The sequence below is a fragment of the Thermophilibacter provencensis genome, from assembly GCF_030372065.1.
Classification (GTDB): Bacteria; Actinomycetota; Coriobacteriia; order Coriobacteriales; family Atopobiaceae; genus Thermophilibacter; species Thermophilibacter provencensis_A.
In genome coordinates, this window is record NZ_JAUDEA010000007.1 from 1 (window position 1) to 20,501 (window position 20,501).

13 protein-coding genes are annotated in these 20,501 nt (G+C 70.0%); 8 read left to right on the plus strand and 5 right to left on the minus strand.

Annotated elements, in window-relative coordinates:
* Positions 1-91: 91 nt before the first annotated feature.
* The 3 genes from gltX to QUW25_RS05580 form a co-directional block, all read right to left on the minus strand.
* A complete protein-coding gene (gene gltX / locus QUW25_RS05570; RefSeq protein ID WP_289511232.1) occupies positions 92-1,570 on the minus strand; it encodes a glutamate--tRNA ligase in 1,479 nt (492 codons plus the stop codon).
* A 255-nt stretch (positions 1,571-1,825) separates the two neighbouring features.
* Positions 1,826-4,054, minus strand: coding sequence for a YhgE/Pip family protein (locus QUW25_RS05575; RefSeq protein WP_289511320.1), 2,229 nt, complete (start codon positions 4,052-4,054; stop codon positions 1,826-1,828).
* Positions 4,054-6,627, minus strand: coding sequence for a YhgE/Pip domain-containing protein (locus QUW25_RS05580; protein ID WP_289511233.1), 2,574 nt, complete (start codon positions 6,625-6,627; stop codon positions 4,054-4,056). Before QUW25_RS05580 ends, QUW25_RS05575 begins: the two co-directional genes overlap by 1 nt.
* A gap of 170 nt (positions 6,628-6,797) precedes the next feature.
* Between QUW25_RS05580 and QUW25_RS05585 the strand changes: the two genes are divergently transcribed.
* The 8 genes from QUW25_RS05585 (at position 6,798) to QUW25_RS05620 (ending at position 17,349) form a co-directional block, all read left to right on the plus strand.
* Positions 6,798-7,445, plus strand: coding sequence for a TetR/AcrR family transcriptional regulator (locus QUW25_RS05585; RefSeq protein ID WP_289511234.1), 648 nt, complete (start codon positions 6,798-6,800; stop codon positions 7,443-7,445).
* Positions 7,446-8,125: 680 nt separating this feature from the next.
* On the plus strand, positions 8,126-9,406 hold the full coding sequence (metK, locus tag QUW25_RS05590; RefSeq protein ID WP_289511235.1) for a methionine adenosyltransferase: 1,281 nt from the start codon (positions 8,126-8,128) through the stop codon (positions 9,404-9,406).
* Positions 9,407-9,461: 55 nt separating this feature from the next.
* The gene (locus QUW25_RS05595; protein WP_289511236.1) at positions 9,462-10,928 is read left to right on the plus strand and encodes an LCP family protein; all 1,467 of its coding nucleotides are present in this window, start codon (positions 9,462-9,464) and stop codon (positions 10,926-10,928) included.
* A gap of 8 nt (positions 10,929-10,936) precedes the next feature.
* On the plus strand, positions 10,937-11,794 hold the full coding sequence (locus QUW25_RS05600; protein WP_289511237.1) for a protein phosphatase 2C domain-containing protein: 858 nt from the start codon (positions 10,937-10,939) through the stop codon (positions 11,792-11,794).
* A 396-nt stretch (positions 11,795-12,190) separates the two neighbouring features.
* Entirely contained in the window at positions 12,191-14,494 is a 2,304-nt protein-coding gene (priA, locus tag QUW25_RS05605; RefSeq protein WP_289511238.1) for a replication restart helicase PriA, read from the plus strand.
* A 42-nt stretch (positions 14,495-14,536) separates the two neighbouring features.
* Positions 14,537-15,088 carry a peptide deformylase gene (gene def / locus QUW25_RS05610; protein ID WP_289511239.1) on the plus strand — a complete coding sequence of 184 codons (552 nt, stop codon included), beginning with the start codon at positions 14,537-14,539 and terminating at the stop codon, positions 15,086-15,088.
* Positions 15,089-15,112: 24 nt separating this feature from the next.
* Positions 15,113-16,027 (plus strand): methionyl-tRNA formyltransferase, encoded by a 915-nt coding sequence (gene fmt, locus QUW25_RS05615; RefSeq protein WP_289511321.1) that lies wholly within the window; start codon positions 15,113-15,115, stop codon positions 16,025-16,027.
* Positions 16,027-17,349 (plus strand): transcription antitermination factor NusB, encoded by a 1,323-nt coding sequence (locus QUW25_RS05620; RefSeq protein WP_289511240.1) that lies wholly within the window; start codon positions 16,027-16,029, stop codon positions 17,347-17,349. Before fmt ends, QUW25_RS05620 begins: the two co-directional genes overlap by 1 nt.
* 194 nt (positions 17,350-17,543) lie before the next feature.
* Here the strand turns inward: QUW25_RS05620 and QUW25_RS05625 are convergent, their stop codons facing one another.
* Both QUW25_RS05625 and QUW25_RS05630 read right to left on the minus strand, forming a co-directional pair.
* Positions 17,544-18,215 (minus strand): HAD family hydrolase, encoded by a 672-nt coding sequence (locus tag QUW25_RS05625; protein WP_289511241.1) that lies wholly within the window; start codon positions 18,213-18,215, stop codon positions 17,544-17,546.
* A complete protein-coding gene (locus QUW25_RS05630) occupies positions 18,212-20,449 on the minus strand; it encodes a tetratricopeptide repeat protein (protein WP_289511242.1) in 2,238 nt (745 codons plus the stop codon). Before QUW25_RS05630 ends, QUW25_RS05625 begins: the two co-directional genes overlap by 4 nt.
* Between the last annotated feature and the right edge of the window lie 52 nt (positions 20,450-20,501).

The following is a 20,501-nucleotide window of genomic DNA, read 5'->3' on the forward strand; positions in this document are numbered from 1 at the left end:
TCTTGTCGCCAACAAACTCCGGCGGGGCCGCGCGCGGCGCGGGGGCGCGCCCCCCGCCCCCCACAAATCTGCCGAGAGGAACGTGGGCTCGCTACAGCGCCATCGCGCGGGCGCGGTCGATGCGGGCGAGACAGTCCTCGCGGCCCACGAGCGCCATCGTCTCGCCGAGCGGCGGGGACACCATGTTGCCGCAGACGGCCACGCGCACGGCCTGGAAGACCAGGCGCTTCTTGAGGTCGAGCGCCTCGGGCAGCGGCTCCAGCGCGGCGTCGATCGCGGCGGCGTCCCAGGCCTCAAGTCCGGCCAGCGCCTCGCGCGCGGCGTCCAGCACCGCGCCCATGCCCTCCTTGGCGAGGCCCTTCTCCACGGACTTCTCGTCGTAGACCAGCGTCTCGGCGGTGGCAAAGACGGGCGCGGCCACCGTGACCACGTCCGCGGGGAACTTGGTGCGCGGCTTCACGATGGCTGCCAGGGCGTCGATCCATGCCTCGTCGTACTCCACGCCGCCCTCGACGAGACCGGCCTCGTGGAGCTCGGGCAGCATGACCTCGTCGGCAAACTCGGCGTCGCTCATGGAGCGCATGTACTCCGCCTGGATCCAGTCGAGTTTCTTGGGGTCAAAGGTCGCGGGGTTCTTGGACACGTGTTCGAGCGAGAACTGCGAGGCAAGCACGTCGCGCGGGATGATCGTGGTCTCGCCGTCGAGCGACCAGCCGAGAAGCGCGAGGTAGTTGACAAAGGCGTCCGAGAGGTAGCCCGCGTCGCGGTACTCCTCCACGTTGGTGGCGCCGTGGCGCTTGGAGAGCTTCTTGCCGTCAGCGCCCAGGATCATGGAGATGTGAGCGAAGGTGGGGACGGGCGCGCCCAGGGCCTCGTAGACGATGACCTGGCGCGGGGTGTTGGAGAGGTGGTCGTCGCCGCGGATGACGTGGGTGATGCCCATGGCGGCGTCATCCACTACGGTGGCGAAGTTGTAGGTGGGGGTGCCGTCGGTGCGCTGGATGACAAAGTCGTCGAGCTCGCGCGCCGCAAAGGTCACGTCGCCGTGAACGGCGTCGCGCACCACCACGTCGCCGCGGTCATCGGGCACCTTGATGCGCAGGACGTACGGCTCGCCGGCGGCAATCCGGTGCCGCGCCTCCTCGGGGTCAAGATCGCGGCAGCGGCGCTGGTAGCCCTGGAAGGGGTCCTTGCGCGCTTGCGCCTCCGCGCGGTCGGCGGCAAGCTGCTCGGGCGTGCAGAAGCAGGGGTACGCCTTGCCCTCGTCCCAGAGGCGCTGCGCGGCGTCGCGATACATCTGCGCGCGCTCGGTCTGCTTGTAGGGGCCGTAGTTGCCGCCGACCTCGGGGCCCTCGTCCCAGTCCAGCCCCAGCCAGCGCATCGCGCGCAGGATGATCTGCGTGTTCTCCTCGGTGGAGCGCTCGGGGTCCGTGTCGTCAATGCGCAGGATGAAGGTGCCGTGGTTGGCGCGGGCAAAGGCCCAGTTGTAGATCGCGGTGCGCGCGCCGCCAACGTGGAGCTTGCCGGTGGGCGAGGGCGCAAAGCGCACGCGAACGGGGGTCTCGGACATGAGGCTCCTCTCCGTGGTTCTTATCGTCACATACGCAACAAGTATAGCGCGCAGCGGGCTCTCACCGTCATGTTCTTGTGCCGAGAAAAACCTGCCCCTGTACCGCATTCCTCAAGGGGCTCCGAGAAAAACCGCCCTCTGTACCAGCGGGAAGGTCACTCCGTTGCCCGACATGGTACAGGGGCTGATTTTCTCGGCGCGCGTTCCCAAAAGTGGTACAGCCAGTCGATTTTCTCGGCACCGGCGCCGCGCCCCTCACATGAGGCGGGTGTCCTCGAGGCGCCGCTCAAACCACGAGCCCAGTCGAATCAGCGGGCGCCTCACCACCAGCCCCAGGAAGAGCGCCGGCGCCAGGTAGGCGAGAAGAACGCCCAGCTCGTGCCAGAAGTCCCCGTTCCAGATCCCAAACATCGCCGCGCGCAGTGCCGCCTCGCTGTGGACGAAGGGCAGCCACCGGTAGAGCTCCTGGAACGCCGCGGGCAGCATCTCCGGGGGAAACGTTCCGCCCGAGCCCGCAACCTGGATCACCATGAGAACCACGGCCACGGCCTTTCCCACGTCCCCAAAGGCCGCCGTCAGCGAGAAGATCACGTTGACGTAGACAATCGACGACGCCACGCACGCGAGCAGCATGAGCCACGGGTGCTCGCACTGGACCCCAAGGTAGAGCAGGTCGCCGCCGCAGATGAGCGCCGCCTGCGCCACGCCCACCGCGCAGAAGAGCGCGAGTCGCCCCAGGTACGCCTGACCTGCCGAGCAGCCCGTCTCCTCGAGGGCCGCCTCGGAGGGCGTGGCCCGCACGAGCGCCGCGAGCACCACGCCGCCTATCCAGATGGCGAGCGTGGTGTAGAAGGGCGCCATGGCGGACCCGTTGTTCTCCACGGCAAACACGGCCGTGCGCTCAACCGAGACGGGCTCCGCGACAAAGCGAGCGAGCTCGGTGGGGCCGGCCGAGAGCACCGCGCGCACCTGGCCGGCGTCCCCGGAGTCGAGGGCGCCGCGCAGTTGCTCGTGAAGGTCGGAGAGGCGCGCGGCAGCGTCATCGAGCTCGTCGGCGGCCCCCGCGAGTGCCGTAGCACCGGAGTCGAGCGACTGCGCGGCGCCCTCCGCGGAGGCGCCTGCGCCCGAGAGCGCGCCCGAGAGCGCGTCGCGTATGGAGTCCGACTGAGCTGCCGCGTCCTCCACCATCCCCGCAAGCTCCTCGAGCGAGCTCCGCGCGCCCCCGTCAAAGGCGGTACCCGCGCCCGTCACCGCGGCCCGCGCGTCCGCAACGAGCCCCGCGAGCTTCTCGCGCGCCGCCTCGGCGTCCGCCTTGCCGGAGTCGAGGTCGGCGATTGTCTTGTCGAGCCCGTCCGCAAGGCCGCTCAGCTCGTCGATTGCCTGGCCCACGCGGTCGCGCAGGCCCTCAACGCTCACGCGCACGCTCTCCACGCTCTGCGCTTCGGCGCTCCCCGCAGTAAGGGCGCCCTGAAACTCCTTCGTGAGGCCGTCCTGCTCGTCAAGTGCGTCGTGGAGCCTCTCGAGCAGGTCAATCTGCGCGGAAACGGCGTCGCGCGCCGCAACGAGCCCCGCGCGCACCTTCGTGAGCTGAGCGCCCGCCGTGTCAAAGGCGCCGTCTATGGCTGTTCCCACGCCGTCAACTCCAGGGCCCGCCTGGGCAAGCGCCTCCTCAACAGAGGTTTGCGCTGCGTCCAGTGCCGACCCAACGCCATCGAGCCCGCCCGCCGCGTCGCGCAGCGCGTCGCCCGCGTCCTGCGCGGGGGAGAGCGCGGCGTCAACCGTCTCTGCGCCGCTTCCCAAAAGACCCTGCGTCGAGGCGAGAAGTGCCGAGAAGCCCCGGACGCTGCCCGCCGCGGACTCCACCTCCTGCTCCGCTGCAGAGACGGCGCTGTCCAGCCTCCCGGCAAGGGCGCTCACCGCGTCGTCGTCGAGCGTTCCGGCGAGCTCCTGGAGCGCGCCGGCGCCCACGCTGGTCACGGCCTCGGCAAAGCCGCGCTCGATGTCGCTCTGCACGGCCGTGGCCGCCTTGCCCGTCACGATGGAGGCGATGGCGTTCTCCTTCTCGTTCTGGTAGAAGCGCACCTCGGCGCGCACGGGATCTGCCGAGAAGACCGTCATCAGGTCGCGCGAGAAGTCCTCGGGTATGACCACGGCAGCGTAGTAGCGCCCGGAGCGCACGCCCTCAAGGGCCTCGTCCGCCGAGGTCACCTCGTAGCCGATGGACGTTGACGAGCAGAGCTTTGCCACCACGCGCTCGCCCAGGTTGACGCGTGCCGGCACGAGCGTCCCCTCGTAGCCCGCGTCCTCGTTGGCAACGGCCACCCTCACGTCCCCGGTCCTGCCGTAGGGGTCCCAGCTGCCCGCGATGTTGAACCACGCGTAGAACGACGGCACGGCGATCATTCCCACGACCACCGCCACGGCCATCACGCTCGTGCGCAGGTTGCGAGCGTCGCGGCGCACGAACCTCAAGATCTTGCCCATCACGCTCGCCCCTCTCCCGCGCCCGCGGCGCGTCCCTCTCCGCCCGCTCCGAGTTCCTCCGCTCGCTCCTGCGTCCGCTCGTGGTCAAACTCGAGCCAGATGAGGCGGCCGGTTGCGACCACGAGCAGGATCACCCACAGCACCAGCAGCGCCATCCTCCCGGGCTGCGCCGGGAGCAGGGCGAGAAGCGCGAGCGGGCAGGCAAAGAGGGCCAGGACGGTACGCCGCGCGCGGCGGGGGTACGTGGCGCTCAGGCGTTCCGCACGGGCGAGAAACGCGTCTCGGCTGGGGGCGGACCCTGCGAGCGCGCGGGCGTAGAGCTCTGCGGGGCCGGTGTCCTTCTCGGCGTCTCGCTCGCTCACGAGCAGGTCCGTCTGGGCCATCTTGCGGTCAAAGAGTCGGTTCACGCCGATGAGCCTCCTTCTGGCCACGATGCCCAAAAGCAGCGCGGGAATGACAAAGAGCAGCAGGGTGAGAAGGTCGCGCGCAAAGAAGCCGTCGTAGAAGCCCGCCACGGCCTCGCGCATGGCGTTGATGCCGTAGGTGAAGGGCAGCCACGGCGAGAGCGCGCGGAAGAGGGAGGGCTGCATCTGAATGGGGTAGAGCCCCGAGGCGCCGGGAATCTGCAGCACCACGAGAAGGACCGCGAGCGCCTTGCCCACGTGCTTGAGCGCCACGGCGAGCGCATAGACGATGAGCACGTAGACGGCGGAGGCCACCATGCCCGCGAGCACAAAGGCCGACGGGGAGACGCACTGCACGCCAAGGGCGATGTCGCCCGCGCAGCAGACGAGCGCCTGAATCTGACCAAGCGTCGCGAGCAGCAGCCAGCGGCCGAGAAAGGCCTGTGTGGGCGTTGCCTCGATCCCCTCCAGGCCGGTGCGGTCCACCTCGAGCTTGTAGATGGCAACGAGCACGAAGCCCCCCACCCAGAGGGCGAGGTTGGTGTAGAACGGTGCCACGCCCGAGCCGTAGTTGGCAACGGGGAAGATGGGCTCGCTCACGAGCTCGGCGGGGGTGCCGAGCGCGCCGCCCGTGCGCGGGGCGCTCAACGAGAGGGCGTCTGCCGCAAGGGGGAGCGACTCGGCGCTCTGAACGGCGGAAAGCTCGTCGGCAAGTTCCCCAACGCGCTCTGCGGAGGCGTCCAGGGACGAGGCCGCCTCGCCAAGGGTCTGGTCGCACTGGGAGAGAAGGGCGTCCAGCTGCTCGAGGGTGCCCTCTGCCTGCCGGATCTCTGGCCCGAGCGCCGAGGCGCCCCCGGCAAGGCGGCCGCCGGCTGCGGCAAGGGCGTCAAGCGCATCCGTGAGCTGCAAAGACGCTCCGGACGCAAGCTCGTCCCTCAGGCTGTCGAGGCTTTTGGTGCCCGTCTGCACCGCGTCGTTGACGGCGCTTGCGAGCCCGCGCGTGGCGTCGGCGCCCGCGGAGAGGTCCCCGGAGATTGCCGTGAGCTCGTCGAGCTGGGCGAGCTGGGCGTCAGAGAGCTGGACGAGCAGGTCGATCTGCGCGGTGAGGGATGAGCTGAGCTCGCCCTGCAGGTTCTTCTCGGCGTCGTCTTGCGGCGTGAGGGACGCTACGGTCTGGTGCGCGTGCTCGAGTGTGGCGCTCAGTGTCTTGACGGTGCCGTTTGCCGCGCGGATCTGCGAGATGGCCGCGTCGAGCGTGCCCTGCGCCCAGCCAACGTCCCCGGCGAGCTGCCCGATGTCATGGCTTGCCAGCGAGGAGAGCCCAGAGATGGTTGAGGCGCCCGTTCCCAGGGCATCGGTGAGGTTGCGCGAGAGGGCGCGCACGCGCTCTCGGGCGTCTCCGAGCGAGCCGAGCGCGCCCTCCGCGGAGGAGGCGAGCGCGTCTGCGGACTGCGCCGTGGCGCTGAGGGCGTCTCGCGCCTGGGCAACCCCCTCGCGCGCGGTGCCGATGCCGTCTCGCGCGGCGCCCACCTGGCCGCCAAGATCTGCCATCTGCTGCTGCGCCGAGCGCAGGGTGGAGACCGCGTCCGTCCGCGCGCCGTCGATCGCGGCCGCGGCATCTCCCACGGCGCCCTGGAGCTTCTCGGTCACCGCCTCGCCCGCCACGGAGACAAACTCGCTCGAGATCTGGTCCTCGAGCGTGGTAGCGCCGGTGTCGGTGACCTTGGGGGCAACGGCGTTGAGCTTCTCGTTGACGTAGTAGGCCACGTGCGCCTGGGAGACGTGGCCGTCGAGCGCGCCCGCGAGCGTGGCCGTGAAGTCCTCCGGAATCACGAAGGCTGCGTAGTAGCGTCCGGAGCGCACGCCGTCGAGCGCCTGGTCCTCGCTGTCAACGAAGGTCCAGCCGAGCTGGTGGTTCTCAGCTAGGCGCTCGCGCACCATGGTGCCGGCGTTGACCTCGCCCATGCCGGGGACCCGCGCGCCGGCGTCCTCGATGACCACGGCGATGGGAACGGTGCCCGTGTTCTCGTACGGATCCCAGTTGGCGAGGATGTTGAGCCAGGCGTAGAGCGAGGGCAGCAGGCACACGCCCACCGCCACGACGAGGGCAACGGGGTTGGTGACGATGCGACGGAGGTCGCGAGCAAAGATTCGCGCGATGACGCCCATGTGATGCCTCTCCTGCCTTTCTGCCGCGCGCCGAGGCGCTTCTCGATAGCGTGCTTGTAGCCGTTGGGGGAACCGTTTATACACGCGAGTCAAAGAAATTTGAGACAAATTCAAAAAGTCTGAACGGATGCTAAAATGGGAGCGCCGGCACGGAGATGATCGGAGGGTCCATGGCAACACGGAGAAGTGCGAGGCTCGCAACGCGCAAGAGCGCGGCCACGCGCGAGAAGATCATGGCCGCCGCGGCGGAGCTCATGGAGGAGCGCGGCGGTGCTGACTTTCAGATGGCCGAGGTCTCGGAGCGCTGCGGCATGTCAAAGGGCTCCCTCTACTACTACTTTGCCGATCGGTCGGAGCTCGTGCGCGCCGTGATGGAGGGTGCGGTCGACGAGCTGGTGGCGAGCGTGGAGGAGGTCGTGGCCACGGCGCCCTCGGCGGCGGAGTCCATCGGCGGCCTGCTGCGGGCGCTTCGCGAGGCCGTTCGACCGGGGGGCGCGCTCGTGCTGGCCATGATGCACGGCGCGCCCGCGGGTGAGGGCACGGGTGGCGCCCGCGTGGAGGAGTCACGCCTCGCGCGGATCGTCGAGATTCTCTCCGCGCAGATCGAGCGCGCCAAGGGCGAGGGGCTCGTGCGCCCGGAGGTCCGCTCGGGCGTGGCGGCGGCAGCGGTGGCCGGTGCATTTCTGGTGTTTGAGCACGTCTCGCCCGTTGTGGGCGACGAGGTGCGCGCGGGCGAGTGGGACATCGCGCGAAGCGTCATGGACCTCGTGTTCTCCGGCATTGGCACCGAGAGGGCCCGTGAGCTGCTCTCCGCGTGACGCCCTCGCGGCGCGTGGCGCCAGATTCGTTGCGAGAAAAGCGGGGGGCTGTATCACACCGCTGGCCCTGCCGCCGAGAAAAGCCCGGCCCTGTACCAGTTTCCAGAAACCCCGCCGAGAAAACCCGCTCTCTGTGCCATCCGCGTGGTTGCCCCGCCGAGAGAATCGGCCCTCTGTACCAAGCCTCCCTCTTCCGCGCCGAGAGAATCGGCCCTCTGTACCACAAACGCGCCAAAGCGCCGAGAAAAACAGGCAGCTGTACCAGCCTTGACGCCCCTCCCGTTGAGGGACTGGTACAGGGGAGAAGTTTTCTCGGCGGCGGGTCCGGCGGGGAGGTACAGAGGACCGCATTTCTCGGCAGGGTTTCTGGAAACTGGTACAGGGCCGGGCCTTTATCGGCAACCGGCTTAGCGGGGTGGCACAGAGGTGGGCTTTTCTCGGCGGCAGGATGAGAACGTGGTACAGAGCCGGGTTTTTCTCGGCGCGGCTTCGCGTGGCTGGTACAGCCCCGAGGTTTTCTCGGCGTCCGGGCCTGTTGCGAGCGGGGTGAGGGTGACTTTGTGAGCGCACGCCTCCCTCGGGTAGCCTCGACGGGCAAGTGGGTAGGATATACACGTTTCTGTTGAAGCCCGGCGGAATGGTAACGGTCGCCGGGCGGCATCGTCTAAGGAGCACCAACCATGCAAGACACCTCTCGTTCCACCACACCCCGCAACTACCTCTTCACTTCGGAGAGCGTGACGGAGGGGCACCCCGACAAGATCTGCGACCAGGTCTCCGACGCCATCCTTGACGCCCTTCTTACCAAGGAGGCCCAGCTCCAGACCGAGGGCTACGTCGCGCCCAACGGCACCCCCGCCAACGTGGACAACGTCCGCTGCGCGTGCGAGACCTTCGTGACCACGGGCACCGTCGTCGTGGCCGGCGAGGTCCGCACCGAGGCCTACCTTGACGTTCAGGCCATCGCGCGCGACGTGATCCGCCGCATTGGCTACGACCGCGCCAAGTACGGCTTTGACGCCGAGACCTGCGGCGTCATCAACATGATCCACGAGCAGAGCCCCGACATCGCGCAGGGCGTGGACGAGTCCTTTGACGCGCAGGCGGGCCGCACCACGGACCCGCTCGACCTCATTGGCGCGGGCGACCAGGGCATGATGTTCGGCTACGCCACGGACGAGACCTCGGTCTACATGCCCATGCCGCACTACCTGGCCTCCCGCATGGCCGAGCGCCTGGCCGCCGTGCGCAAGGACGGCACGGTGCCGTACCTGCGCCCGGACGGCAAGACTCAGGTGACCGTGCGCTACGAGGACGACAGCCCCGTGGAGGTCACGGCCATCGTGGTCTCCACGCAGCACGACGCGGCGGTGGCCGACATGGACCGCGTGCGCGAGGACATGATCGAGCACGTCATTGCGCCGGTGCTGGACGCCGAGGGCATTGCCTGGGACAACGCCACCATCTATGTGAACCCCACCGGGCGCTTTGTGGTGGGCGGCCCCATGGGCGACACGGGCCTCACCGGCCGCAAGATCATCGTGGACACCTACGGCGGCATGGGCCGCCACGGCGGCGGGTGCTTCTCCGGCAAGGACTGCACCAAGGTGGACCGCTCCGCAGCATACGCCGCGCGCTGGGTGGCCAAGAACGTGGTGGCCGCGGGTCTGGCTCACCGCTGCGAGGTGGAGCTTGCCTACGCCATCGGCGTCTCCCACCCGCTCTCCGTGATGGTGGACACCTTCGGCACGGGGGCGGTTGCTGACTCCGTTATCGAGAAGGCCGTCGAGCAGGTCTTTGACCTGCGTCCCGGCGCCATCATCCGCGACCTTGACCTGCGCCGGCCCATCTACGAGAAGACCGCGGCCTACGGTCACTTTGGCCGTGAGCTGCCGGAGTTCACCTGGGAGCGCACGGACCGCGTGGACGAGCTGCTCGCCGCGGTGAACAAGCTTGGATAATATATGATGAGAGGTGACGGTCCCTCTTCATCATTGCGGGAATGGGCGGGCAGGCGTGTACGACGAGGATAGCCACGAGAAGGACAGCGAGCTCAAAGGTGCTCACTTTACGGTGGAGCTGCCCGGAGACCGGGAGTATCTCGAGGGCTCCTCCGTCCGTCCCGCCCATCTGGATGACGAGGCCGCGCGCAGCCTTGCCTCGGGTGCCGTTGGGATGATGCCCGCGCTCATACGCGAGGATTCGGGCGAGGGCGGCGAGAAGGACTCCGTGGCCGAGAAGCACGTCGACGCGGGGCCACGGTCGGAATCGAGGCCAGAACCGGGGCCGGAATCTGCCCCGAGCCCCGAGCCCGCCCCCGCACATGCCGCGTCCCACAGGACCTCTCACGCCCCGGCCCACGCGGCGGGGCATCGGGGCAACCCCCTCGCGCGTCTCTCGCTTCCCGCCAAGGTCCTTCTCGGCCTTGCCGCGGTTCTCGTGGTCGTGGTCATTGCCGGCGTGGCGTGGGTGTCGAGCCTCAACGCTACGATGGGCATTGCCGGAGAGGACCGCGAGGAGCTCAACGCCGCCCTCGCGTCGTCCGAGTCGGCCGTAACCGAGCCCTTCTACGTGCTGCTCATTGGGTCTGACGCCCGCAAGAACGATACGGTCTCGCGCTCGGACACCATCATGCTCGCGCGCGTGGACATCGCCGAGGCCACGGTGTCGCTCGTCTCCATCCCGCGTGACACGATGATCTACACCGAGGGTGGCTACGTCGACAAGATCAACTCCGCCTACAACAACGGCCCGGCGGCAACGGTGCGCGCCGTCTCGGAGTTTTGCGGCGTGAACATCACGCACTACGTTGAGATTGACTTCAACGGGGTGAAGGACGTGGTGGACGCCCTGGGCGGCATCACGGTGGACGTGCCCGAGGACATCGACGACTACAAGGCCAAGCTCACGCTCTCCGCCGGCGAGCAGGTCCTCGACGGCGCCACGGCCCTCAAGTACGCCCGCGCCCGCTACGACGTCACGGGCGGTGACTTTGGTCGCGTGCGCGCCCAGCGCCAGGTGGTGGAGGCCATCGCCCGCAAGGTTCTGGCGAGCAGCCCCATGGATCTTCCCGGCGTGGTTACGGAGCTTGCCGAGTCCATCACGACGGACCTCTCCGTCACCGACATCATCTCCTATGCCCTTGCGGTCCAGCAGAGCGAGGACGGGCTCACGATTTACTCCGCCACCGTTCCGAGCTACGGCTATGAGCAGGGCGGCGTGTCCTACGTGGGCACGGAGTTCGACGAGTGGCGCGCGATGATGCAGCGCATGGACGCCGGGCTTGACCCTGCGGACGAGTCCGCGGCCATCCCTGCCGAGCAGCTCGAGGACGAGCGGCTGGGCGCCGCCACCAACTGCGCGGCACCGCGAGACTACTACTATCTCGCCGAGATCTCCGGCTTTACGAGCGAGGACGTCGCCCAGGCGGGTGTCGACAAGCCCGGGCAGCAGAACTCCCACCCCAACGAGCTCTTGCGGTAGGTGGGCCTATGTCCCGCTTCTACCTCTCGGAGCGCGGCAACGCCGCAAACGAGGACTTTGCCTATGCGGCGGTCTTGCCCGGCGGATCGTACGGCCTGGTCATTGACGGGGCGACGGGCCTTGTGGACCTGCCGCTCGTCTCCGGGGGCTATGCGACCAACGCACAGTGGTTCTCGCACACGGTTGGTGGGCGCGTCTGCCGCTTGCTCGAGCTCGGGAGGGCTCCGGGGGAGGCGCTCGCTGCGGCGGTGGAAGCTGCGCGCGCGGAGTTGGAGGCGGCGCTTGGGTGCGAGGTGGAAAGCCTCGAGGCGGCCGCCGTGCCCTCGGCCACGCTCGCGCTCGCCGTAAGGCGCGGCCGAGAGCTCGAGCTCTGGGGCCTCGCGGACTCGCCGCTCGTGGTGCTGATGCGCTCGGGCGAGCTCGTGGTCTCCACCGATGAGGTGCTCGAGAGCCTCGATGACGCGGCGGTGGCGCTCATGGTTGAGCGCTCTGCCGGGTGCGGCCTCTCTGCCGTCGAGAAGCGCGCGCTGGTGCGCGACGAGGTCATTGCCAACCGGCAGATGAGAAACGTCGAGGGCGGCTACTGGTGCCTGGACCCAACGGGGGAGGGTCTCTCCCACGCGCGGAGGCTCACGCTGCCGGCGTCGGATGTGGCTGCCGTGGCGGGCATGAGCGACGGCTTCTTTCGCGCGTTCGGCCAGTACGGGATGGCTGGTCTTGGCGAGTGGATGGCGGGTGCCACGTACTTCTCGGCCCTCTCGCTCTGCGACCGGATGCGCGTGCTCGAGGCGGCGGATGCGGCGCTCGAGCGCTTCCCGCGCATGAAGGTCGGGGATGACGCGAGCATCTTCTGGATGGGGGAGTGACTGACCCGCCGCGTGTCCCAAAGCAGCTACTTTTGCGCTGGGGCGGGTCCGCGCGCTTCTCGCCTTGTCCTCCCCAGGGTATTCCGGGCGGTTTTGGGCAAAACCTTTTATGTCGCCTCCCCAAGCCCCGCCGCGCGCCCTTCTCGGCGGCGAGGGAACCGCAGGTGGAGACGCCCGTCCCTGTTGGGGCTCCGCGCCCGCATCAAAGGTTTTGCCCAAAATCCCGCCCCCTCGCGCGGGCCCATCAAAGGTTTTGCCCAAAACCGGGCGGTTGCGCTGGGGCCGACGAGAAGGACCGACGAGCGAGAAGGACCCGGACCCGGCGAGAATCGCCGCCGCGCGCCGCCGGCGGGTACAATAGTCCGTCAGGAGACGGCGAGAAGAACGGAGGGCCTCATGCGCTACGCGAGCGTCGTGCTCGACATACCCACGCGCTCGCTGGACGGGGCGTTTGAGTACGCCATCCCGCCCGAGCTGGAGCACGAGGTCAAGACGGGCGCCACCGTGCTCGTGTCCTTCTCGCACCGTGTTGCCGTGGGCTACGTGGTGGCAACCTCACCGGTGCCCCCAGCCGGCCTCAAGTCAGAGAAGATCAACCCCATCGAGCAGGTCCTCGCGCCGCCGGCCTTTGACGAGACGGCGGCTGCCCTCGCGGCGTGGATCGCGCGCGAGTACGCCTGCACGCTGCCGGACGCCATCCGCCCCTTCCTGGCCCCCGGCCAGAAGGTCAAGGTCACGCGCTCCGCGCCCGATGCCCCCTGGGAGCTTCAAAACGAGCGCGCGGGCGCCGTCGACGCGCGCTGGGCGGCGCTTGCCCTCGCGGCGAACGACTACGAGCCCGCTCGCAGCGCCTCGCGTCAGCGTGCCGTGATCGAGGCCCTGCGCGAGGGGCCGCAGCGCGTCTCCGAGCTCTCCGCCACCATCCCCGGCGCGGCATCCGCGGTGAGCGCCCTCGAGAAGCGCGGCGTCGTTGTCGTGGAGACCCGCCGGCAGATCCGCGGCGGCGATCAGACCACGCTCTCCTCGGCAGCTGCCCCGCGCCCCGAGCACCTCACCGCCGGTCAGCGTGCCGCCCTCGCTGCCATCGACGCCGCCCGCACAGCCGCCCGTGGCGACGTGGTGCTCGTCGACGGCGTCACCGGCTCTGGCAAGACCGAGGTCTACCTCGCCGCCATTGAGCACGCCCTCGCGCAGGGCACGGGCGCGCTCGTCCTCGTGCCGGAGATCTCCCTCACGGCCCAGACCGTTGGACGCTTTCGCAGTCGCTTTGGCGACAACGTTGCCGTGCTTCACAGTCGCCTCTCCACCGGTGAGCGCTACGACCAGTGGGACCTCGTGCGGTCGGGGCGCGCCCACGTGGTGGTGGGCGCCCGCTCCGCGCTCTTTGCCCCGCTCGCAAACGTTGGCCTCATCATCATAGACGAGGAGCACGAGGGGTCCTACAAGCAGGACAAGTCCCCGCGCTACCACGCTCGCGAGGTGGCAGCCGAGCTTGCTCGCGCCCGCGGAGCCGCGCTCGCCCTGGGTTCCGCCACGCCCTCGCTCGAGAGCCTCCAGCGCTGTCGCGCCGGCTCCTTCCGCGGCGCCACCTGGACGCGCGTGGAGATGCCGGAGCGCCCGGGCGGCTCCGTCCTGCCGCGCGTTACCGTGGTGGACATGGCGGAGCAGTTCCGCGGCGGCGGTCGTGGGGTCTTCTCGGGGCCCCTTGTCCAGGCGCTGCGCGCCATGGTGGAGCGCCGCGAGAAGGCCGTGCTGCTGCTCAACCGCCGCGGCTTTGCGAACTTCCTCATGTGCCGCGAGTGCGGCTGCGTGCCCGAGTGCCCGCACTGCTCCACGGCGCTCACCTACCACGAGCGCGGCCACATGCTCGCCTGCCACAGCTGCGGGCGCAGCTGGCCGGTGCGCGCCTATCCCGATCCGTCAACGAGCTGCCCCAACTGCGGGAGTCGCTACCTCGCGGCCTTTGGCGTGGGCACGCAGCGCGTTGAGGACGAGCTCTCCATGCTCCTGCCGCCCGACGTCGAGGTCATTCGCATGGACGCGGACACCACGCGCGCCAAGGGCGCCCACCAGCGCCTGCTCGAGCGCTTTGACGCCGCGGAGTGCGCCGTGCTCGTGGGCACCCAGATGATCGCCAAGGGGCTCGACTTCCCGGAGGTCACGCTCGTGGGCGTAATCAACGCGGACACCATGCTCAAGCTGCCGGACTTTCGCGCCGCGGAGCGCACCTACGACCTCCTGGAGCAGGTCGCCGGCCGCGCGGGCCGCGGCGAGCGCCCGGGCGAGGTCATCGTCCAGACGTACTGGGCAACGCACCCCGCCATGCGGGCGGTGGCCTCCCACGACCGCTCCGTCTTCCTGGACGCGGAGCTCGCCGAGCGCGCGGAGTCTGGCTACCCGCCGTTCAGCCGCCTGGCCAACGTCATCGTATGGGGGCGCTCGGAACGCGACGTGCGGGCCGTGACCGATGAGCTCGCCGCCGCGGTACGGGCCCGTGTGGGGCGGACCCCCGGCTGGGAGGTCCTGGGGCCGGCGGACTGCGTGAAGGCGCGAGTGAAGGACCAGACCCGCCGCCACCTCATGGTGAAGGCCCCGGTTGACGCGGACGTGGGCGCACTGCTCGGCGCATGCGTCGCGGGGCTCTCGCGGCGCGCGGGTAGTAACATTGCAGTGGACATTGACGCCTACGACATGATGTAGGCACGACGCGCGGGAGAAGGACGCCCGCCAGACAGGAGGACCATGAACGAGCTCAAGGAGATCGTGCTCTCGCCGGACCCGCGCCTCGCGCAGGAGTGCGAGCCCATCGAGACCATCGACGACGAGGTGCGCGCCCTTGCCAAGCGCATGCTCAAGATCATGTACGCCGCCGACGGCTGCGGCCTGGCCGGCCCTCAGATCGGCGAGATGAGCCAGATCGTGGTGATTGACGTCGACTACGCCGGCAAGGGCTCCAAGAAGAACCCCTATGTGCTCATCAACCCGCGCATCGTCACCGCTGACGGCCTCGAGAAAGAGGGCTCGGAGGGGTGCCTCTCCTTCCCGGGCGTGAGCGTGCGCGTGAAGCGCCCGAGCCACGTGGTGGTGCAGGCGAGAAACCTCGACGGCGACCTCATGCAGTACGAGGCGGCCGACAACCTCATGGCCGTGTGCCTGCAGCACGAGATCGACCACGTCCACGGCGTCACGATGTTCGACCATCTGGCGCCGATGGCCCGCGCCGAGGCGGAGCGCGAGTACGAGGCTGCGCTCGCCGCGGGCGCGCTGCCGGGCGAGACCGAGGTCGTCGAGTAGGAGGTCCCCATGCCCACTGACAAGCTGCGCGTCGTCTTCATGGGGACGCCGGAGTTTGCCGTTCCCTCGCTCGAGGCGCTCGCAGAGCGCTGCGACGTGGCGCTCGTGCTCACGCGACCGGACGCCGTTCGAGGCCGCGGGCGCGCACTCGTGCCCTCGCCGGTGAAGGCCCGCGCGCTCGAGCTGGGCCTTCCCGTCATGGAGGCCTCGCGCGTGACGCCGGAGGTCGAGGAGGCGCTGCGGGCAACGGGGGCGGACGTCTTCTGCGTGGCGGCGTTTGGCTGCATCCTGCCCGACGCGGTGCTCGAGATGGCGCCGGGCGGGTGCGTGAACGTGCACGCCTCGCTGCTGCCGCGCTGGCGTGGCGCCGCCCCCATCCAGCGGTCGATTCTTGCCGGGGACGCCGAGACGGGCGTCTCCATCATGCGGATAGGCCACGGCGTGGACACCGGCGCGTACTGCGCGCAGGCATCGACTGCGGTGGGCGAGAAGGACACGGCCGAGCTCACGGCCGAGCTTGCGCGCATGGGCGCCGAGCTGCTCGTGGAGACGCTGCCGAGCGTGGTTGACGGCTCGGCGCGCTGGGTCGAGCAGGACGAGGCGCTCGTCACGCACGCGGCAAAGATCGAGAAGGGCGAGCTGCTGCTGGACCCGACGGACGGCGCGCGGGCAAACGCCCTGCGCGTGCAGGCGTCCGGCGACACGGCGCCGGCGCGCTGCGTGGTTGCCGGCCGAGGGGCGCGCGTGTGCGCCGCACGCGTTGGCGAGAAGGGCGTGGCGGCCGGTGGCGTCTGCGTGGCGCGCGGGCGCGTGTGGCTGGGCTGCGCCGACGGTGCCCTCGAGGTGCTGAGGGTGAAGCCGGAGGGCAAGCGCGAGATGGAAGCCTCCGCGTGGGCCGCGGGCCTGCGCGGCGACGCCCTTGTGTGGGGGCGTGCCTAGTGGCGCGCGCGACGGTGGCGCGGAGCTGTGCGCTGGCACTTCTCGGCGAGCGAAGGCGGCGCGGGGCGCGTGCGCGCGACCTCCTGCGCGGGGCGAACGAGCTCGATGCGCTCTCGGAGCGCGACCGCGGCTTTGCGGTGCGCCTCGTCATGGGCGCGACCGCTGCCGAGGGCGAGCTCGACCGCGTGATTGAATCCCATCTGCGTCGCGGTGCCAAGCTGGAGCCGCGCGTGCGCGACGCCCTGCGCCTTGCGACGTTTGACCTGCTGTATCTGGGTGCCCGCCCGGACGTGGCGGTGAGCCAGGGCGTCGAGCTCGTGCGCTCGGTTGCCCCGCGCGCCGCCGGGCTTGCCAACGCCGTGCTCCATCGCATTGCCGAGAAGGACGTGAGCGCGCTCGCCGCCGCCCGCGACCGCGTGGCGTCGGGAACGTTTGACGTCTGCGACCTGGCGCGCGTTGGTGCGCTGCCGGAGTGGCTGTGCGAGCGCGCCGTGGCATCGCTCGGGACCGAGCGAGCCGCCGCATGGGCTCGCGCCGCGCTCGAGCCCGTGGGCTCCTGGGTCGCCGCCAACCGTGCCCGCGTTACAAGGGGACAGTCCCTTTGTCACATGCTCGAGGAGGCGGGGTGCGAGCCGGCTGAGGGCCCGCTGCCCGGGTCCTTCTCGCTGGGCGCCCCTGCGCGGCTTGCGCCGTCCGGCTTGGTGGAGCGCGTGGACGCGCTGCCGTGCGACCTTGCGGCGCAGGAGGTCGCGCTCTCGTGCGCGCCCGCACCGGGAGAGCGCGTGCTCGAGGTGGGCCAGGGTCGCGGGACCAAGACCGTGCTGCTCGAGGGCGCGGCCGCTGCGGCCGGCGGACCGTGCCAGATCGTGGCGGTTGAGTCCGACGAGCGTCGCTCCGCGCGTGCCGCGGCTCGCATGGAGGCGGCGGGCATCGCCGACCACGTGCAGTGCCTGTGCTGCGACGGTCGGGGGCTTGATTCCTCACTCGGTACCTTTGACCTGGTCTTCATTGATGCCCCGTGCACGGGGACGGGTACGCTCGCGCGCCATCCCGAGATTGCCTGGGGTCTTGAGGAGAACGCGCCGGAGAGGCTCTCCGCGCTCCAGGGCGAGCTTTTGGCCGCCGGTGCGCGGCGCGTTGCCCCGGGGGGCCGCCTCGTGTACGCCACCTGCTCCATCCTCGCCGAGGAGAACGAGCGCGTGGTGGAGGCTTTTCTTTCCAGCCCGGCAGGCGCGGGCTTTGAGCTCGTGCGGGCGGGACGTACGTCCTGGCCCGGTGCCGACACGCACTTTCACGCACACCTTGTCCGTGTGCGTGGCTAGGGGCGCGTACCGCGCATCGTAACCGTCCGATTGTTGCCCGTACTTGAACCACGGGCAACAATCGGACAGTTTTTCTCGCCAGAACGTCCGCACTCTGCCCGTACTTTGACTACGGGCAGCTTCTGGACGGTCTGACGACAAGAACCGTCCGCCCGCCGCCCGTACTTTGAGGTTGGGACGCCGGGACGGGGCAGCTACGCGCCGAGCACGTGCTCCCAGCCATCAATCCAGAGGTCCGCCCCGCGGCGCAGCTCCGTTGCCGGTTGGCGGGGGTCGTCGCAGCGCACCGCCACCGTGGTCATGCCCGCCCCGCGCGCGGAGAGCACGCCGGGCAGGATGTCCTCGAAGACCACGCACCCCGCGGGGGCCGCACCCAGGCGCCGGGCCGCCTCGAGGTAGATGTCCGGGTGGTCCTTGCCGCGCGCCACGTCCACCCCGCAGACCACCTCGTCAAAGAGCCCGTAGACGTCAACGTGCTGCATGGCCCTCAGTACCTGCGGGTTGTTGGTCGTCGCGAGCGCAAGCCTCACGCCCCTGTCCCGCAGTGCCCGGAGATAGCCCTCCGCTCCCGGTCGCAGCTCAACGGAAGTCTCGTAGAGCGCGGCTCCCAGGCGGTTCCACTCGTCGACGATGTCCTGCACCTCGTCGCGCAGACGGTAGGTCTCCACGCACCAGCGCGCCCCCTCGGCAAAGCCGAGCGTTGCCAGGATCGTGGACGCGCTCTCGTCGAACTCCAGCCCGCGCGTGGCAAAGAAGATCTCGTCCACGCGCCGCCAGAGGTGCCACGTCTCGGCGAGTGTGCCGTCAAAGTCAAAGATCGCCGCACCAAAGCTCGGCGGCCAGAGCGTCACCGAACGCCCGCTCATCGGTCCGGCTCGTCCTCGAGCGAGCGGAGCACCCCAAAGGTCACGTCGTCCCTGAAGAGCGAGCAGAGCGACTTCACGAGGTCGCGCGCCGCCCAGAAGACGCCGGCGTCCACGGCGGAGCGCGCCGCGCCCAGAAGCGCCTCGCCAACCTCCGCGGTGGGCGCAAGGGGGATGCCCGCGCCCCTGAGCGCGTCCTCCTCGGCGTCCTGCGGGAGAGTGCCGTCGGTCGCGCTGCCCACCTGGCTGATGAGCGCCACCACGGCAAGCCCGGCGACGATCGCCGCGCCTGGCAGGCTCCGGCACGCGCGCTGGTAGCAGGCCTGGGCCGCGAGCACGTGACCGTCTCGCCACTGCAGCTGCGACATCCTGAGATAGCCAAGGCCAATGGTCTCCGGGTCGTGCGCCAGCGAGAGGAGCCGGCAGAGCTCGTCGAAGGCCCCCTCGTCCTGTCCCGCCGCCTCGAGGCACTGGGCGAGGTGCAGGCTCGCCTGGGAGGAGAGCGGGGCAAGCTCGCAGGCGCGCTTCGCGTGGGGGAGGGCGTCGCGCGTGCGCCCCTGAGCGAGCGCCGCCGCGGAGGCGATCAGGTGCGCCTCGAGGTAGCTCTCGCTCACAAGCTCGCAGCGCTCGTGGGCGGGCGCGAGAAGCAGGTTGTAGAGCGCGCGGTCGGTATAGGAGCCAAACGCGCGCCAGACGAGGTCGTCCCCGTCGCGGTAGGTACCGGCCTCCTCGACGGGGCTAAGCGCCTCGAGCGCGCACTTCTCGGCACCCTCCATGTTGCGGCCGTAGAGGAGCTCCCGTGCCGCGACCGTCTTGCGGGTGAGCTCGTCTCCGCTCACGAGCGCCTCGGCAACGGCGAGCGGGTCGTCGTCCAGCTCGCCGGCCACGAGCTCGCGCACGCAGCGCAGCGCGGCCTCGCGGACGTCGTCGTGGGAGGTGCCGTCCGCGAGGGAGAGCAGCGCGCGGACGTTCTTCTCGGTGGAGTCCCCCAGTTCGCGCACGAGCTCCGTTGAGGCAAGGCGCCGCGCGCAGGCCTCGTCCGAACCAAGGTCGCGCACGCGCGCGCAGCCGAGCCCCGCCGCGGCGGCGGGGAGCAGCACCCGCTCGGACGTCTCCACGGGCTCGTAGCGCAGCTTGGGGCAGAACGCCTCGTCATCGAGGGAGAAGCCCTGATGCACGGGCATGAGCTCACGGTCCTCCGCGTCCAGGGCGGCCCCCGCCACGCGCATGACGGCGTAGGGGTCAACGGGGCCCTCGAGGTCGAGGCCCTCCAGCAGGGAGCGCGTGATGCGCGCGGAGTAGTAGCAGGTGTGATCGCGCGCCGTGTCCACCACGCCGGCAACCCAGACCTCGGCGAGCTGCGGCGCCACGAGCAGCGCGTAGGCGGAGAGAAGAACCCCCAGCCTGAGGTTGTAGTCCGAGGCCGCGCGCCGGCGCATCTCCGCCGTGGCGCTCACGACGCCGAGGCCGTCCACGTAGGCCGTGGCGGCCCAGGCCTCCGGGGGCACGAGGTCTATCTCGATGCCGGCGCGGCCGTGCGCGACGTTGGTGCGAAAGCGCGCCGTGAGGCGGTAGGGGAGCTGCAGGCGCTCGATTCCCGCGGAGATGGCGTTGCGCACCGCCCACTCGCCGAGCGCGGGCCCGTCGTGGCGGCGGGCCTCCACAGGCGCCTGGGAGACGATGGAGCGGCAGATGCGCTGCTCGCAGCGGACAAGCTCCTCGAGCGACGCCTCGTTGGGGCTGGGGAGCGCCCGCGCGACAAGCAGCGCGCAGTTGAGCGCGGCCTCGATGCGCAGCAGCCTCACCTTTGACGGCCAGGGCATGGACTCGTCAATGACGCGCAGGTAGAAGAGGTCGGAGGTGCGCGGTCTCACGATGGAGAGGGCGGGGAGCGCACCGTCCCTGTCGGCAATGCCCGCCTCGGTGAGGCGCGTGGCGAGATAGAGCTCAAGGGGGCTGGGGGGAAGCGACGGCGCAGGCGAGCCCGCCCCGTCCGCGCGACGGCGAATGTCCGCGACCATCCCGCGCAGCACGCCCATCGGGTCCGTTGACTTTGCGAGGACGCGAGAGAGCGCCTCCATGTCCAGGACGGTGGTGTTGCCCGCGTCTGAGGGGGCGTCAACCGCGGCCTCGCTCGCGCCCGCGCCGACCGTGAACTCGTCCTCGTTGCCCACGAGGGCCGCGAAGAGCCGCCCCAGGCGCCCGCGCGTGCCCTGATCGTCAAGCTCGTCGGACATGGCTTCCCTCCCTCCGTCGACTCATATGTGCGTTATACCCCGCTTTGCGACT